Consider the following 16,605-nt stretch of genomic DNA (forward strand, 5'->3'; position numbering starts at 1 on the left):
TGGATGCTGCCTTCAGCCGACCCTTTCATCGGGGAGAGACATGACCAGCCCGAAGTTCGTGGCCATGATAGCGACACGGGGGCGCGCGGAGCTTCTGCTGCAGCGCGCCCTGCCATCGATCGTCGGCCAGATTCGGGCCTGCAATCGGGTCCTCGTGATCGAGGATGGCGACCCCGGTGACTTGGCCACTCGGCTGCAAGGCGCGGCGATCAACGTAGAACTGCTGCGCAACCATCGCACACCGGGCCTTTCCGGCGCGCTCAACACGGGTCTCGACCGGTTGGCACGCAGGACCAAACGGCCCGATCAGGTATTTTTAGCCTTTCTCGATGACGACGATGCTTGGGCGCCAGAGCACCTTGCCCGCATCGATGCGTGTGTCCGCAAAGGCGCCCACCTTGTAGCGACGCCGTTTCTCCGTCTGGTTCCAGGTCACCCAGCACACAGAGTCGACCCGCCACGCACGCTCCACGCCGAAGATTTTATCGAGCGCAACCCGGGAATACAGGGCTCAAACTTTGCTGTCCGGCTGGATGTATTGTTGGAAGCGGGCGGGTTCAACGAGGCGCTACCGAGCTGCACTGATCGCGACCTGTGCGTCAGGCTTTCGCGCCGCCCCGATCTGACCTACACGACCACGCAGACGCCCAGCATGTATCACCACGCCTGTTCCGATCGAACGCGCCTGTCTTCCCGCGGGTCCGAAGCAAAGCTCGCGGGTCTGGACATGTTTGAGCGCATCCACAGCCCGCTCCTGCCCCCCGGGCGGCGAGAGCCCTATCTGGCACGCGCGAAGGAACTCTTCGGTTGGAGTCCCGAAGGCAGCACCGGCGAACATCCGGATGTCACTCGCCCTCGCGCGGCAGAATTTGCGGAGGACACATATGAGGTGGAAACGCCTCATCTTCTCGTAGGAATTATCGCGGACGACCGGCGTATCGAGAGCCTCGACCGCCTGCTCGGTGATCTTGCGGCGCAATCCACCTCCGGCAGGCTGGCTCCGCCCGATGTGCTGCTCCTCGAAAACCGGGCCACGAGCGCTTCCAGTAATGCCTTCGCCGCGATGGTGAGACGCAGGCGAGCCGATCTGCGGATACGAGTCCTTGAGCGTACAAGCATCGACCGTCTCCTCGCCTCAGGTGGCTGGCGGCACGAGGGGACAAATTGCGAGGGACGGTTGGCCATCGCCGATGCGCGCACGCTCTTGCAGGCAAGCCTCTATCACATGGCGCGGGAGCGCCCGGGATGTGCGGTGTGGATAGTGGATGACGACATGCGGCTCGACCCTCTCGTTGCGAACGGAAACGCCTCGGGTCGCGCCTCGCTGGACTTGGGTCTTGCACTCCGAAGAATGAAGTCCACGGGCGCAGACATCTGCATCGGCAGTTATACCGGCGCCCCGCCCCTGCCGCCTGCCTCCAGTATCCGCGGGCAATTGGCAGACGTGGTCTGGAACCTGCGTCGGCTCGCGGCCTGCGACCCCGATGCCCCTGTGCCGTCGGGCGCCGACCGGAACAGGTTCTGGCGCGCCGGGCGACGGGATTATTATCACGACCTCACCATGGCCGAGACGGACCGGCTGGAAACCCCCTTCGCCCTGGAACCTGCGACGCGCGACGAAAGGTGCAGCGAGGCGCTGGTGCGGTTGGCCGGTATGATTCCGAGGATCCTCGCCGGAGAGGCCCCGATGCGACCGCTGGTCATGGATGCCGAGGCTTTCGACGAGTTCCGTGTGACCACGGCAGTAACACGTGGCGGGAATACCTTCATCTTCGATCCAGAGGCCTTGGCCGACACTCCGAACCCCGCACCGGTGATCGCTGGGCGACCGGTTCGCCGTTCGGACATGATCTGGGCGCTGCTCCAGAGCCGCCGTTTCGGTCGCAAGGTAGCCTCGGTGCCCGTGGCGGTCCGCCACGACCGCGGCGCGCAGCCGGTACCCGACAGGTTGAACCCGGTAGCTATCGCCGAAGACCTATGCGGTCACGCGACTTTCCACGCCTTGGTGGAGGGCGAAAAGGACCTGATCCTCATCGAAAACTCTTATGAAAGGTACAGGGAAGACCGCCTTGCCGCGCTACGTCTGTCGTTTCATCGCATCCGGGGGCTGGCAATGGAAATCCATACCTGGATTGCCGGCGATGCACCGCCAGCGGTGCGGGGACTGGGGCTCGAGACTGAGGCAATTCGCCTTCTGCAGATGTTCTCGCCAGAAGTTTTCGACAGGATTGAGACCTTCGCACGTTCCCTCGGGCGTGCCGATATTCGCCGGTTCATAGCCTCTCTGGAGAGACGCTGCGAAGACTATTCAAGGCGGGTTCGCGAAAGCCGAGACCTGCCCGCGCTGATGGAGACGCAGCGCGCCGAAGCGGTGCGCGCCTGGGCCTCGGCGGATGGCCCGCTCGAGTTTCTTGGGCAAGGGGGTGAAGGGGTCGTGGTGACAGACCGCAAGACAGTCTGGAAGTGTTTTGATCGATGGATGCCGTATCAGGCGGACCACGCCGTTCCGATCTTGCAGGATCTGATCGCAGAAGACCGCGACGACAATTCCCTGCTGCGTCCGACTTCCATGGTTCGGAGCCCGCTGGGGTGGGTGCTTGGTCTGCCCTATGAGCCGTCCGAACCATGGCACGGCGGGAATGGTCCCGGTTTGGTAGACTTGCTCGCAGACCTACATCGTGCCGGCCTAAGCTGCCGAAATCTTCATCCGAAGAACCTGCGCGTAGTCGATGGCACAGTCCGGCTGGTGGATTATGGCGCCGACCTGCACCGGCTCTCCGATCCGACTGGCGAGAGCCTCGAATTCGCCCGCATGTGCCGCCGCGCCTGGCTTTGCTGGCGCTGGTGGTGGCGAGACGACCTGGACTTGCTGATGCGCCGCTCCTTGCACGAGGCCGGCTTGCCGGAACTCGACGGCCACGAGGCCATGATCCGCGCTGTGCGTGAATGTATCGGCCTCTGCCGGGCAGAGGATCCGACGCTTACGCGGGCATTGGAACTGCAGCCTGCCCGTGCTCTCGACTACGGGGCAGGTAAGGGCAAGCAGGCGGCGGCGCTGGCGCGTGCGGGATGCAAGGTTACGGTCTGGGACCCCGATCCGGATGTCGCCGGACGGCTGGATGCGCTCGCTTCCGACGGTGTCCGACGTGCCGAAACCGTCGCCGATGCGGTTGCGGCCGGGCCGTTCGAGCTGGTGATCTGTCGCCGGGTCGCGTGTGTTATCGAGGATGACGCGCTGGACGCCATGCTAAGGGATATCCGCGCCGCAATCGGCCCCGACGGACGTGCCCTCGTAAGCCTCTGCCACCCGGCCTATGCGCACCGCGCGTTCACGGCAGAGGCCTATCCCTGCACCGCCCCCGAAGCTCGTCCCGCCGCACCCTGGACAAAGGAAATTCGTGCCACCGGACGCCGCCGTGAAGAGCGGCATCGCTCGCAACAGCAATTGCGCCGCCTTATCACGCGGGCGGGTTTGCGTATTGTCGCCAAGTATGAACGAGACTGCATCGAGTTCGAACGCTTCGAAACCGTCTCCGATCTGCTCGTTTTCGAGCTTGAGGCCGCCGAGCGACCGCAGGTCTCGCTGCTGGTCAAGGCCTGCGCGATGGATGCGGAGGCGCTCGAGATTCAATTGCGTGATCTCCTGGTCGCCACTGAGGAGCCGGGCGGCTTCCGGGAGGTCGTCCTGACCCTCGATTGCCGCGAATCCAAATTTCTTCGACCCCATGCGACAGGCGATCTCGCGGCGCTTCGACGGACAGCCGAGCGCATGCGTCGCGAAGGTCTGATCGACCATATCGTGGAGCCCCCGACGACCGAGAGTGCGCTACGTGCCCTCAATCGCCGATGGTTTGGTCTCGACTTGGCCGTAACACATAGCGCGGGTGGGGCGGCGACTGCCGCACTTCTTGCCGGTTTCGAGGCATGTGCGACGCCTTGGGTGCTTCACGCCGACATCGATATGATGATCGCACGCCGCGATAACCTCGCCGACCCGGTCGCAGAAATGCGCGCCGCGATGAATGGGGATCCGAGCGCTCTCACCGCCAGCTTCCCGATAGCCCGGCGCGAGGCTCTTGATTGGTCGCCGCAAAGCCCGGCCGATCCCTGGCGCGTGGAGAGCCGCATCGGCCTTGTTAATATCGACCGAATTCGCGCGATCCTGCCGCTTCCAAACCGCGATCGCAACGGCGCACCGGAACTTTCTTGGCACCGCGCCATGGACGAGGCGGTCCGGCTCGGTCACGGCACGTCGCTGCGTGGCGGAACCGACGCGGCAGCCTGCATCCATCCGCCCAATTCTCGCAAGATGGAGCTCGATGCATGGGAAGAAGTGCGCGGATGCATCGCGCGCAACAGGATCCCTTCTGTGCAGTTCGGCCAGATCGAGTGGATGGGTGAGATTGCGGATTGGCGGTGGGCGGAACGACATGAGCGCTTCGTGTTCATCATCTGCGGCCGCAACGTGATGCCAGAGCGCTTTCGCCGGTGCTGGGAGTCCGTCACGAGACAGAGTATCAACGATTGGGGAGCCGTTGTCATTGACGATGCGTCGTCTCCATGGATCGCGGAAGAAACCGGCCGGATCGTCAAAGACGATCTTCACCGTGTTACTCTTCTCCGGCGAAAGCGGCGCGCAGGGTTGCTTGCCAATACCGTGCACGCTATCCGCCATCTCTGCGCGGACCCTGACCAGGTCGTCGTTACACTGGACGCTGATGACTGTCTGATCGGGCATGACGTGCTCTCCCGACTTGCGGATGCCTATGACGAAGGCGCCGACCTGACCGTGGGCTCGATGCTGCGCACCGACAAGAGTGCTGACTACCCGGTCCGGTTCGCCGATCCGTGCAGCGCGCGCGGCGGCAATGTATGGCAACACCTTCGCAGTTTCCGCAAGCGACTGTTCGACGCCGTGCCCGATGCCGAACTGCGCCTCGACGGGCTCTATTTCGAGCTTGCCTCCGATTGGGCCTTCATGATCCCCATGATCGAGCGCGCCTCGTCACCGGTCTGGATCCGCGAACCGCTTTACCTCCATGAACCCGGAGAGAGACGCGACCCCGTGCGCGCGGCCCGCCGGGAAGAGGTGATTGCGCGCCTGATGACCCGGGATCGCAGCGACAGAGGAGGCTCCCGATGACGCAGGATACCCGCCGGATGATCGTCTCTGTCATCGGAGACACCCGATTGCGGGAGGGGGACGCCCGACGGCAACTCGCCTTCGAGACTGGCAAATGTCTGGTCGATGCCGGATTCGCAGTGATGACGGGGGGCATGGGCGGGGTCATGGATGCGGCCCTTCAAGGCGCACGCAGCTCGTCGCATTGGGCAAACGGGCGGTGCATCGCGATCCTGCCCGGCAGCAACCCCGAGGCGGCCCAAGTCTCCCGGCATGCTGATCTCGTGATCCCGACCGGGCTCGATCACGGTCGGAACCTCATCGTGGCTCAGTCGGATGCCGTGATCGCAATCGGCGGCGGGGCTGGCACGCTCTCGGAGATGGCCTTGGCCTGGTGCCATCGGCGTTTGGTGGTCGCTCTGCGCTGCGACGGATGGAGCGGACGGCTCGCCGACACCCGAATAGATGAAAGGGAGCGCTACCCGAACATTCCGAACGATCGAGTCTTCGGCGCAGACACGGGCGCAGAGGTTGCGCACCTGGTGACAAACCAAATAACGCGCTACACACGCCGCCACTCAGGCATACCCAGTTGAGGCGATGCCAAAGAGCCGTGTTGCGGGTTGGAAGACCATATGTGAGGCAAAGAAGGCTGACCTGGTACGAGACTGCATATCCCATTCCGGTGGTCGCATCTGTGCTATGATCTGTATAGCTTCGTGACTCCCACTTTAGGCTACACAGGCTCGATTTGTGTGGGTGTTGAAAGTTATAAGTATATGTTTGCAAATGATTTCGCGAGAATTCAAAATCCCCCGCCGCAAGGCGTGTGGGTTCGAATCCCACCTTGGGCACCACGCTGATAATAAACGATAATTTCTGATATCACATGAGTGAGATAGAGCGCTAAAACCGGGCGTTTAATAAATTTGTAAGCGGACTTGGCGAGAGAAACCCCGGAATCAGCCGGTTCCAATGTCCAGCCCTGCGCGGACGGTGATACCGATAGACGGAGTTCGGAATTTCTTGCGTAGCGCGAAGCCGAAAGTTCACCCTCCGGTATCGTGGCGCGGTCGGATCGGTGGCGTTGGCCCCAGATTACGCGGCCAGGATCAGCGCCCGGTATCGCTCGGGGTCGAAGCGCGCGGTCACCGCCTCGGCGTCGAGACCGGCAAGCGCGCGCACCGCCTCGACGTCAGGTGAGGCGAGCCATTCAACGTCTTTGCCCTTCGCCGCACCGTGCAGCGCCGCCCCCAGCACCGCGCACCACAGGCGAGGATCCGGGCAGGCGCTCATTGCGTCCGTGCCCACTCAGATTCAAGCTGGGCGCGCTCGCGCTGCATCTCGACCAGCAACCGATTAACGTGATCCTACGCGGCCTGTGCGGCTTCGTGAGGCGTCTTACCCTCGGCCCGGGCGTTGGCTCCCATCGCCGGGCCTTCGCGCCTCGGAATCCCTCGTGTGAATGCGTCCCATGCGTCAAGCCCCGCATCATAAGCGGCGCGGGCGTCGGTTTACCCCTACCGATTTCTGACGAAAATGGTCTGTCCGGTTGAGAGCGCTCTTGCACCTGGATGCGGTTACGCCAGCAGGTCAATGGGGGGGCTGTACGAAACGTGCAGATGGCCCGTTCGTCAATTGGTTTATCGACTGTACCAACGCTGATTTATCAATTCGGAAATACCGATAAAGGTCTTGGATAGAGCCGGTCTGGCCGAAATGCTCAACCCCGTGAGGGATCGTCTTGTGACCAGCCACAGACCCCAGCCAAGAGAGCGTGGCGGGATGGCCGTCAACGACGGTGATCAGGCTGCACGTCGATGGAAGCCTCTCCAGCAGGCGTTCAACATGGCTTTGGGCTGCTGCGTTTCCACGGGCGCGCTCACGCTGCGCGGCGGTCCAACCTGCGTTCAACCGATCTGCGGAGGTCACGGCAAGCACGCCGATATCTCGGCGATACTCGCCGATCATGCCGGCCGCGGCGATCGCCTCATCCGCCACTGCGCCCTGATAGGCGATGACGACGTCGCAATTTGGTCCGGGCTTGCGCAGCCAGTAGCCTCCGTCAATCGTGCCCTCCCGGAATGCCTCGTCCGCACGCTTGCCGGGTTGCTCTAGGGGTTTGGTGGTCAGGCGCAGGTAGACCGAACCACCTGTTTCATCGCGCAGCCAGGTTCTTTCGTCCGGATCGCTGCCACCATTGCGCTGCATGTAATCAAAGGCCCATTTCATGATCACCGCAAGTTCATCCGCAAAGGCGGGCTCAAACGCTGCCAGCCCATCCTGTGCCATGCCTGTCAGCGGCGTGCCGATGGATTGATGCGCTCCGCCTTCGGGTGCCAATGTTACGCCAGAAGGCGTACCAACGATCATGAAACGCGCGTCCTGATAACAAGCGTAGTTGAGCGCATCGAGGCCGCGATGCACGAAAGGATCGTAGACTGTACCAATCGGGATGAGGCGCTTGCCGAACAAGCTGTGTGATAAGCCCGCTGCCCCGAGCAACAGAAACAAGTTCATTTCAGCGATGCCGAGTTCGATATGCTGCCCCTCCGGCGCGAAATTCCACTTTGCGGTCGAAGGAATGCGGTGTTCGATAAACGCATCGCGCTGCGCGTTCCGGGAAAAGAGCTTTCGCCTGTTAACAAACCCGCCAAGGCCGGTGGTGCCAGTCACATCCGGAGAGGTCGTCATGATGCGCGAGGCCAAGGCGCTGTCATCCTTGGCAAGTTGGTCGAGCATCTTGCCGAACGCGGCTTGGGTAGATATCTCGCGATCGGTTGCAAAGTTGATGTTCGGCACCTCAAGCGGCGTATCTGAGTAGCGCCTCGGCCCCTGTGCAAAGTGCGGAACATTCGCCAGGAAAGCCTTGAGGCTTTCCGTGTCCGCGACAGCGGCAAATGGCTCCCATTCCTGGCCTTCAGGTACGCCCATATGGATTTGCCATTCCGCCATTTGCGACTTGGTCATCAACCCACCGTGGTTGTCCTTGTGTCCTGCGATCGGTGTGCCCCAACCCTTGATCGTGTAGGCCAGAAAACAAATGGGGCGATCATGGTCGATAGAGGCAAAGGTTTTCGCCATGGTGCTGACGCAGTTGCCGCCGAGGTTTTCCATCAACGCGGCCAATTCCGCATCTGAGCGGCTGTCGATGAGCCGCGTCACATCACCCTGATCGCCAAGGTCGTCCATCAGGCGTTTGCGCCAGACTGCGCCGCCCATATAGGTCAGCGCGGAATATTCCACGTTTGGGCAAGCGTCGATCCAGTCGCGCAGAGCATCACCTCCCGGCTCCTCAAATGCTGCGCGCTGTAGCGCACCGTATTTCACCCGGATCACGTCCCAGCCAAACACGTCGAAGATCTTTTCGATACGTTCGAAGAGGCCTTCGCGAACAATGCCGTCCAGCGACTGGCGGTTATAGTCGATAATCCACCAACAGTTGCGCAGGTTGTTTTTCCAACCCTCTTGAAGCACTTCGTAGATGTTGCCTTCGTCCATCTCTGCATCGCCGACCAGAGCGATCATTCGTCCAAGCTCTTTTTCGCGCCCCCAATCCTTGGCGGTGATGAAATCCTGTACAAGCGAGGCCAGCGCAGTGATGCCCACGCCAAGGCCAACAGAGCCGGTGGAAAAATCAACGTCACCTGCATCCTTGGTACGACTCGGATAGCTCTGAACACCGCCAAACCCGCGAAAGTTTTTCATCCTTTCGAGTGTTTGATTTCCCATCATGTACTGGATCGCGTGAAAGACCGGTGCGGCGTGGGGTTTGACCGCGACCCGATCCTGGGGCCGAAGCGCTGAAAAATAAAGCGCAGTCATGATCGAGACCATCGACGCCGAGGAGGCTTGATGCCCACCCACCTTGATTCCATCCACCTTGGGGCGGATGTGGTTCGCATTATGGATCATCCAGTGAGACAGCCACAAAAGCCGCTGCTCAATGGTCTTGAGGTGGCTGGTTTCAGCCGTCGTCGCATTCATATCGAAATTCATGCTGAGCGGGCCAAGTTTTGGCGCTCAAGCGCGTGATAGAGGTCGTCAAGGATATCGTCGACATCTTCGAGCCCAACCGACAGCCGGATCAGCCCGTCACTGATACCGTGCTCGGCGCGTTCTTCGGGTGAGTAGGTCGAATGCGTCATCGAGGCGGGATGCTGGATCAGAGTTTCGGCATCGCCAAGCGAGACCGCGCGCCCGATCATCCTGAGTCGGTTCATCAATTCGCGCCCGGCCTCCTGTCCGCCCTCCAATTCAAAGGCGATCATGGCACCGGGTTTGGACATTTGCCGACAGGCGAGGTCGTGCTGCGCAAAGCTTTGCAGACCTGGATAATGTACCTTAGAGACCGCGGATTGGCATTCGAGCCAATCGGCCACAACCTGTGCTGAGGTGCAGTGTCGATCCATACGCAGGCCAAGAGTTTTCAGCCCGCGCATCACCAGCATTGCATTGAAAGGCGCCATGACAGCGCCGGTCATGTCTTTCATGCCCACCAAACGGATTTCGGAAATTTGCTCTGCCCGCCCCACGACAATTCCTGCGACCAAATCGCCGTGGCCGCCAAGATATTTCGTGGCTGAGTGTAGGACCAGATCTGCACCAAGCGCGATTGGGCGCGTGAGATACGGTGTGGCATAGGTGTTGTCCACGACGACCAGCGCCCCCGCATCATGAGCAATCTTCGACACGGCGGCTATGTCCACAAGGCGCATGTTCGGGTTAGCGGGTGTTTCGAAATAAACGACGCGCGTACGGTCATTAAGCACCGGGATCAGGTTTTCTGGGTCGGTCATGTCGACATGACTGACCTTCACGCCAAACTTGGCTAACCCATGGCGCAGGAACGAGAACGTGCAACCGTAAAGCGTCTTGTCGACGATCACTTCATCGCCTTGCGCAAGAAGCGTCCAGAGGGTCGATGTGATTGCGCCCATGCCTGAAGCCAACGCCAACCCCGCCTCGGCACCTTCCAGTGAGGCCATACGCTTTTCCAGAAGGTCGAGCGTAGGGTTGGAAATGCGCGAATAAACGTGGCCGGCGCGCTCTCCGGCAAAGGTCTCGCCGCCGGCTTCGGCGGTTTCGAAGGCAAATGTAGACGTCAGATGCAGTGGTGGGGTCAACGCACCTTCGTGGGACATCGGATCATATCCGAGGTGAATGGCGCGGGTGGCGAAGCCTTGATCGTTTTTCATGTCCAAACTCCTATTTGCGGCATGATATAGTTATTATGGGGTGAAAAAAGTCCCAAATTTCCTGGCTGGATGATATTACTTGGCAGAATCTGCCAAGAAGGGGCCGGAAATGGATGAAAAAGACCGCCAGATCATTCGTGCCCTGCAGCGCGATGGCCGCCTGTCGAACCAGCGGCTCGCGGAGGAGGTCAACCTGTCTCCATCGCCCTGTCTGCGCCGATTGCGCAATCTTGAAAAAGCGGGTGTCATTCAAGGCTACGCCGTCAAGATCGATGCGCGCGCTTACGGGTTGCCGATTACGGCCTTTGTCCGAATACGGCTCGAACGTCACGATGAAACGACCGTGAAAAACTTTGAACATCAGGTCGGGCAAATGGACCAGGTGCTGGAATGTCACGTCATGACCGGTCAAACCGACTATCAGTTGCGTGTCATCGTCGCTTCGCTCGAAGATTACGAGAGGTTCATCCGCGCGCGCCTGCAACGTGTGGGTGGGATTGGCTCTATCGATACGAGCTTTGCCTATGGCACTGTCAAGAACAGCAGTGTTTTTCCGGCGGGATAACGGGCAGGGGTACCTGTCAGCAGTCGCTCCGGGGTTCGGTCGAAAAATCTGACAATGCATCTCTGCTTGTCAGGCTGTGATAGTCGCCGCCATTGAGTTGGTGAGTGGGGTATTTGTTAGTCTTTTCGTTGTGCGCAACATCGGGCCGCAGTGGCGTAGAAAATCCAGCCATCCGGTCTGTTCCGATTCGCCGAACCGCCTCTTGGTCTGGACGTCTCAGACTAAGCTTCAAGATGCGGCGATCGCGACCTTCAAACTCCTGACCAATGCTTCGGCATGGCCGCTCGCAACGTGAATGCGAAATTTGGTTTCCGCTTCATATCTGTAGAGAAAAACACCAAGATTAAAGAGAATCCGAGCCACGGATTTGGAGGGTACGTCCAAACTCAACTCGGCGCCGCGTTTCAGGACCTCCAGTGATCTCTCCCCGCTGATATCGAACACGGCATAGGCATCGCTGGCGTCCGTTACAGCCTGACAGGTGTCGCCATGCCAGCCTTCCGACGCGGCGGGGCCGTTGACCTGCAACACGCGGTCCCTGCGGATGGACAGTGCATAGCTGTGCGCCGCTACTATGTCTGGCCAGCTTGCGATTGGTTGCTCTGTCTGCGCCAGAACACTCGGGCCAGAGAACAGCACCTGCCGCGACAAGGTGGCCGGGGCAAGTGTTATGCCGTTAGCCTTGTGGACGCAGTCGATTGGCTGGGGGACGTCCCATTTTTCACTGTCGTCACGCATTAAGTCGCTCTCCTTCAGGATCGAAAGCGCAAGGGGCGCATATTGTGGCCTTTCGAATGTCGCCCAAATGCCAGACCGAGACGGTTTCCCCGATCCGCGCCGCCCCGTTTTCGACTAACCCGAGGGCAATAGGATGGCCCAGTGTAGGGCTGTCGTAGCTGGAGGTGACATAGCCGAGCGAACGGGGTGGAGTGTCTTCGACCAGATGGGCGCCAGTGGGTAAAAGGGTGTCGCCCGTAGGGACCGCGAGCCCGACGAGAGCCTTGCGGTTCGACGCATTGGCCTTGTCGCTGTGCAGGCTGCGGTCGCCGATGAAGGCCACCGGCTTTTTCAGGCGCGGGATGCCAAAGCCCAGATCATGGGGCATGGTTTCGCCATCGGTGTCCTTGCCAACCATGATATAGCCCTTTTCGGCGCGCAGGATTGAAAGCGCCTCAATCCCAATCGGTGCGGCCTCCAGCGCCACTCCCGCCTTGACCACGGCGTCCCAGAGCGCAGGTGCCTTGGTGCGGCGAATAGAGAGTTCGTAGCTGAGATCACCGGTAAAACTGACCCGCGCGATCCGCAGCGGGGTATCGTCAAACCGCGTCTCCCGCAGGGTCATATGGGGGAACTCCTGGGCAGGCAGGTCAACATCAAGCGCCAGTGCGGCCAGGATATCGCGCGCTTTCGGGCCTGCGACAGTGATCGTCGCCCAATGCTGTGTCAGATCATGGATGAAAATCCGGTCGGGATCGTTGCCGTCCTGACGCCATGCCTCAAGATGGGTGCGGACGCTGTCGACGTGGCTTGACGAGCAGGAGATCACGAAGCGGTTTTGATCCAGCCGGGCAATCACCCCGTCATCCATGACGCTTCCACCTTCTGTTAGCATGAAACCATAGCGGATGTGGCCCGGTTTCAGAGTGCTGATCGTGTTGTAGTAGATGAAGTTGACAAAAGCCTCGGCGTCTGGCCCCAACACTTCGATCTTGCCAAGAGGTGAGGCGTCAAAGATCCCCGCTGAGGTGCGCGCGGTCAGAACCTCTTGATGAATCAGGTTCTTGGCCTTGCCTCTGCCATACCATCCGGGCCGCAGCCAGCCGCCATATTCGCCCAGGGCAGCCTCGGCTGCGCGGTGCTGAGGTTCCAACGCCAGTCGTTTGAGCGGATGCCAGAGCTGTTTTCCGTGGTGGCCGTGATACATCTCAAGCGGTACTGGTACAAATGGCGGACGGAAGGTTGTCGTGCCGACCTCGGGCAGGGGGCGTCCTTGCACCGCGGCCATCGCAGCCAGCCCCGCCATGTTCGACGTCTTGCCCTGATCGGAGGCCATGCCAAGGGTGGTGTAGCGTTTGAGGTGCTCCACTGAGACATAGTTTTCGCGCGCCGCCAGTTCGACATCCTTTAGCGTCACGTCATGTTGAAAGTCGATCCATTGGCGCCCCTTGCTGCCCGGATCGGGCCAGAGCGCGGCAAGCCCATAGCTGGTCGGTGACACTCCCGGAGTTTTGCCAGCCCCGGCGGTGCGTGCCTCGGACAGGGATACGTCAAGATCAAACGCCCCGTTTACGGCACCGACGGCAACCATTCCATCCGGTGCGGTGCCCGGTAAGAGGGCTTGCCGGATCTCACACCAATCCAATTTGCCGCCGGCATGTCGCCACAGGTGCACCAGCGGTGTCATGCCGCCCGAAGCAAGGATGGTATCGACGGCATGGTGTTGCGATCCCTGCGAAATTCCTTTTGTCTGTTTGCCACCCAATGCCTGCAAGGGACCATCATGAGGGTTCAGGCGTATAAGCTGCGCCCCGGCTTCTTTCAGCATCACTTCAGCCGCATCGGCCAGGCTATTGTTGGACACCAGCGCAATCCTGCGCCCCACAAGCACGCCGTAACGCGCCAGATACTCGCATGCCCCATCCACAGACATTACGCCGGGACGGTCATTTCCCGTGAAGGTGATGGGCCGGTCGAGCGCTCCGGTGGCGAGCACGATTCGCTCCGCGCGCATCCGGTGCAGGCGCGGCGCGGTCCCAAAGGGGCCGTTTTCGGCAAGCCCAACCAGCCCGTGATCATACACACCGAAAGCCGTGGTCGCGGTCAGGATGCGCCCGCCTGCGGATGTGATCGCACTGGCTTGTTCTGCGATCCAATCGGCGGGTGCGATCCCTTCGATCTCTGGCATCTGATGCAGGCCACCGCCGAGAACGGGGTGATCATCGACCAGTACGACACCTTTGCCCGCCTCGGCCGCTGCGCGGGCCGCTGCAAGACCCGCAGCACCGCCGCCAATCACCAACACTTGGCAATGGTCAAAGACCTGATCCGCGCTGTAGCCCTTCAGGACATCGCGACTGATATCGCCCAGACCGGCCATCTTGCGGATCATCGGCTCGAACAGATGCCAATTGGGCCACATGAAGGTCTTGTAGTAAAATCCCGCACTCAGCCAGCGGTGGAACACATCCAGCCCGCTTTTGATATCAAACGCGGCCGACGGCCACGCATTGACCGCGCGGGCCTGCATACCCTCGACCAGCGGTGTGGTGGTTGCAGGACAATTGGGAAATGTGCGCCCGTTCAGCGTTACGGTCATGATCGCATTGGGGTCATCGACCCACGCCCCCCACGGCCCGCGGGGGCGGTGGTATTTGAAACTGCGCCCCATAACGCGCACGCCATTGGCCAGCAGGGCAGAGGCCAAAGTATCGCCTTTGTAGCCCTGATACTCTTTGCCATCGAAGGAGAAGCGGAGCGGTTGCAAGCGGTCGATCAAGGCGACCCGAGATGTACGATGCGAGGTCATTGAGCATCCTCTCTCAAGGATCGGGTGTCCAGCACTTGCATGGTCACGCTGTCGCGCTCCATCACGAATAGTTCGGAACAGGTCAGATGCATCCAGACCTCGTGCACGAGGCCCTTTTCGTTGCGCTGCGCATAGAGATAGGTGGCCCAGTCCGGCGCCGCGATCTTTTCGGCGGTGGCCGGCCGGACCTTGCCAAGTTCGCCTGCAAAGTGGAACTCGGTCTCGTTGCGGGGGCCGCAAAATGGGCACGGAAAAATCTGCATGTACCTGTCCTAATGCGCGATGCCAGAGGCCGCGCCTTCGTCGATCAAGTGACCCGTCACGAACCGGTTGCGGTCGAAGGGGCGGCTGATCTCGTGGTGGGTGCCGGTCGCGAGGATATGGGCAAAAAGATATCCACCCGCCGGGATTGCCTTGAACCCACCCGTGCCCCAGCCGCAGTTGAGATAAAGCCCTTCGACGCCCGAAGGCCCGATGATGGGCGAGCTGTCGGGTGTCACATCCACTATGCCTGCCCAATGGCGGAGCAGTTTGACCGATGCGAGCGCGGGCATCATTTCGACCAACCCGGCCAGAACGGTTTCCTGTACCGGCAGATTGCCACGCTGACCATAAGAGGGGATGCGGTCCAGCCCGCCCCCGATCACCAGCCCGCCCTTGTCGGACTGACTGACGTAGGTGCCAAAAGGCGGGCAGAGAACGACCGTATCCAGAACCGGCTTTAACGGTTCCGACACAAAGGCCTGCAAGGCGTAAGAGGTGATCGGCAGGTCACCACATCCTGCCATTTTGGCGATGACAGAGGAATGACCGGCCACAGTCGCGCCCACAACAGCGGCGCGAATGTCGCCTTTCGATGTGTGAACGCCGACGCAACGCCCGGCCTCAAAGATGAAGTCCTGAACCTCGCAATTCTGGATGATGTCGACGCCCAAGGCATCCGCCGCCCGCGCATAGCCCCATGCGACGGCATCATGCCGCCCGGTGCCCGCGCGGGGTTGAAGCACGCCGCCGTGGATCGGAAAGCGCATGTCGGCGCGGTAGTTGAGCAAGGGCGCCAGTTTGCGGACCTGATCCCGGTCGAGGAATTCTGCATCGACCCCGTTGAGCCTCATGGCGTTGACCTGGCGTGCCGCCATTTCCATGTCGGGTTCGGAATGGGCGGTCACCACCATGCCCCGCTGCGAGAACATGACGTTGTAGTTCAACTCGCGCGACAGGTTCTCATAGAGCCTGACCGAGAGGTCATAGAGCGCGGCACTTTCCGGATAGAAATAATTCGAGCGGATCACGGTCGTGTTGCGCCCGGTATTGCCGCCGCCAAGCCAACCTTTTTCAAGCACGGCGACATTGGTCAGGCCATGGTTCTTGGCGAGGTAATATGCGGTGGCCAACCCGTGGCCCCCTGCACCGACAATCACGGCATCATAAGAGGATTTGGGGGCAGGGGAGCGCCATGCCTTGCCCCATCCGGTGTGACCGCGCAGACCTTCGCGCAGCAGGTTGAAAGCGGAATAACGTGTCATTGGGTTCTCAGGTCCATTACGAAGTCACGTTGGGCGTCGATCACCTTTGGATCAGGGTCAACTCCTGTAAAGCCGCGCAGATAGCCTTCAAGCCGACTGATCCGTTCCGACATCGGTTCGCGCAGTTCCAGCGCATGATAGCCAAGCTGCATGAAGTAGAGGATACGCGCGCGGGTATCGGCATCGTATTCTGTGTACCCAAAACGCTCAAACATGTCGCTGAGGGCCTTCAGGCGTGTCGCATCGGCGGCGTCGATGCGCTGGCGTACCGCACCATCCCGGCGCGACCATTCCCGGACTGCGAAATCCAGCCCGTGATCAAACAATTCGGGATCGAGAAAGCAGCGAAAGAAGTTGCAAACGGCTTCGCAAATGGAGTCGGCAGGCGCTCCGACGTTTTCAACAATCGTTCGGGTGTTGCGGTTTTCCCAATCGTCCAGCAATGCTTCGAGCAGGTGTTTACGGCTTTTGAAGTAGCCGTAGAAGCTGGAGCGGGACACCTCAAGGCGGGTGCCAAGCGCCAGAACCTTGACCTCGGCGACACCTTCGCTGACGAGAACGTCGCGCGCCACGTTCAGCCAATCCTCGCGCGTGACTTTCACGTGGCCGACAAGCGGGTCTTTGTCCGGGTCGTCCCGATGCAACAGCGGTGTGGCGCGTGTAGGCAT

11 protein-coding genes are annotated in these 16,605 nt (G+C 60.7%); 3 read left to right on the plus strand and 8 right to left on the minus strand.

The window, feature by feature from the left end:
• Window positions 1–40: 40 nt before the first annotated feature.
• A complete protein-coding gene (locus BHD06_RS10225; protein ID WP_080456906.1) occupies window positions 41–5,143 on the plus strand; it encodes a glycosyltransferase in 5,103 nt (1,700 codons plus the stop codon).
• Entirely contained in the window at window positions 5,140–5,718 is a 579-nt protein-coding gene (locus BHD06_RS10230; protein ID WP_080456907.1) for an LOG family protein, read from the plus strand. Before BHD06_RS10225 ends, BHD06_RS10230 begins: the two co-directional genes overlap by 4 nt.
• Window positions 5,719–6,220: 502 nt before the next feature.
• Here BHD06_RS10230 and BHD06_RS22980 read toward each other — a convergent pair.
• The 3 genes from BHD06_RS22980 to BHD06_RS10240 form a co-directional block, all read right to left on the minus strand.
• Window positions 6,221–6,418: a hypothetical protein gene (locus tag BHD06_RS22980; protein ID WP_139784693.1), complete on the minus strand. Its 198-nt coding sequence runs from the start codon at window positions 6,416–6,418 to the stop codon at window positions 6,221–6,223.
• Between the two features lie 297 nt (window positions 6,419–6,715).
• Window positions 6,716–9,121: a 1-deoxy-D-xylulose-5-phosphate synthase N-terminal domain-containing protein gene (locus BHD06_RS10235; protein ID WP_254892379.1), complete on the minus strand. Its 2,406-nt coding sequence runs from the start codon at window positions 9,119–9,121 to the stop codon at window positions 6,716–6,718.
• The gene (locus tag BHD06_RS10240) at window positions 9,118–10,320 is read right to left on the minus strand and encodes a methionine gamma-lyase (RefSeq protein WP_080456908.1); all 1,203 of its coding nucleotides are present in this window, start codon (window positions 10,318–10,320) and stop codon (window positions 9,118–9,120) included. Before BHD06_RS10240 ends, BHD06_RS10235 begins: the two co-directional genes overlap by 4 nt.
• Before the next feature lie 109 nt (window positions 10,321–10,429).
• Between BHD06_RS10240 and BHD06_RS10245 the strand changes: the two genes are divergently transcribed.
• Complete coding sequence (locus BHD06_RS10245; protein ID WP_080456910.1) at window positions 10,430–10,885, plus strand: Lrp/AsnC family transcriptional regulator; 456 nt, start codon at window positions 10,430–10,432, stop codon at window positions 10,883–10,885.
• Between the two features lie 228 nt (window positions 10,886–11,113).
• On the opposite strand, the gene BHD06_RS10250 is transcribed toward BHD06_RS10245, so the two are convergent.
• The 5 genes from BHD06_RS10250 to BHD06_RS10270 are packed head-to-tail and all read right to left on the minus strand — an operon-like array spanning window position 11,114 to window position 16,605.
• Window positions 11,114–11,623: a hypothetical protein gene (locus BHD06_RS10250; RefSeq protein WP_080456911.1), complete on the minus strand. Its 510-nt coding sequence runs from the start codon at window positions 11,621–11,623 to the stop codon at window positions 11,114–11,116.
• Window positions 11,616–14,411, minus strand: a complete 2,796-nt coding sequence (locus BHD06_RS10255) for a 2Fe-2S iron-sulfur cluster-binding protein (protein ID WP_080456912.1) — start codon at window positions 14,409–14,411, stop codon at window positions 11,616–11,618. The genes BHD06_RS10250 and BHD06_RS10255 overlap by 8 nt, the downstream gene beginning before the upstream one ends.
• Window positions 14,408–14,674 (minus strand): sarcosine oxidase subunit delta, encoded by a 267-nt coding sequence (locus tag BHD06_RS10260; RefSeq protein ID WP_080456914.1) that lies wholly within the window; start codon window positions 14,672–14,674, stop codon window positions 14,408–14,410. The genes BHD06_RS10255 and BHD06_RS10260 overlap by 4 nt, the downstream gene beginning before the upstream one ends.
• 9 nt (window positions 14,675–14,683) lie before the next feature.
• Window positions 14,684–15,937 carry a sarcosine oxidase subunit beta family protein gene (locus BHD06_RS10265; RefSeq protein ID WP_080456916.1) on the minus strand — a complete coding sequence of 418 codons (1,254 nt, stop codon included), beginning with the start codon at window positions 15,935–15,937 and terminating at the stop codon, window positions 14,684–14,686.
• The gene (locus BHD06_RS10270; RefSeq protein WP_080456918.1) at window positions 15,934–16,605 is read right to left on the minus strand and encodes a TetR/AcrR family transcriptional regulator; all 672 of its coding nucleotides are present in this window, start codon (window positions 16,603–16,605) and stop codon (window positions 15,934–15,936) included. Before BHD06_RS10270 ends, BHD06_RS10265 begins: the two co-directional genes overlap by 4 nt.

Source organism: Roseovarius sp. A-2, assembly GCF_002072155.1.
GTDB lineage: Bacteria > Pseudomonadota > Alphaproteobacteria > Rhodobacterales > Rhodobacteraceae > Roseovarius.

Excerpts from the sequence above, each read along its gene's own strand:
- BHD06_RS10270 (WP_080456918.1), bottom strand. The coding sequence starts at position 16,605 with ATGCCTACACGCGCCACACCGCTGTTGCATCGGGACGACCCGGACAAA.
- BHD06_RS10225 (WP_080456906.1), top strand. The coding sequence starts at position 41 with ATGACCAGCCCGAAGTTCGTGGCCATGATAGCGACACGGGGGCGCGCG.
- BHD06_RS10255 (WP_080456912.1), bottom strand. The coding sequence starts at position 14,411 with ATGACCTCGCATCGTACATCTCGGGTCGCCTTGATCGACCGCTTGCAA.
- BHD06_RS10260 (WP_080456914.1), bottom strand. The coding sequence starts at position 14,674 with ATGCAGATTTTTCCGTGCCCATTTTGCGGCCCCCGCAACGAGACCGAG.
- BHD06_RS10235 (WP_254892379.1), bottom strand. The coding sequence starts at position 9,121 with ATGAATTTCGATATGAATGCGACGACGGCTGAAACCAGCCACCTCAAG.
- BHD06_RS10245 (WP_080456910.1), top strand. The coding sequence starts at position 10,430 with ATGGATGAAAAAGACCGCCAGATCATTCGTGCCCTGCAGCGCGATGGC.
- BHD06_RS10230 (WP_080456907.1), top strand. The coding sequence starts at position 5,140 with ATGACGCAGGATACCCGCCGGATGATCGTCTCTGTCATCGGAGACACC.
- BHD06_RS22980 (WP_139784693.1), bottom strand. The coding sequence starts at position 6,418 with ATGAGCGCCTGCCCGGATCCTCGCCTGTGGTGCGCGGTGCTGGGGGCG.
- BHD06_RS10240 (WP_080456908.1), bottom strand. The coding sequence starts at position 10,320 with ATGAAAAACGATCAAGGCTTCGCCACCCGCGCCATTCACCTCGGATAT.
- BHD06_RS10250 (WP_080456911.1), bottom strand. The coding sequence starts at position 11,623 with ATGCGTGACGACAGTGAAAAATGGGACGTCCCCCAGCCAATCGACTGC.
- BHD06_RS10265 (WP_080456916.1), bottom strand. The coding sequence starts at position 15,937 with ATGACACGTTATTCCGCTTTCAACCTGCTGCGCGAAGGTCTGCGCGGT.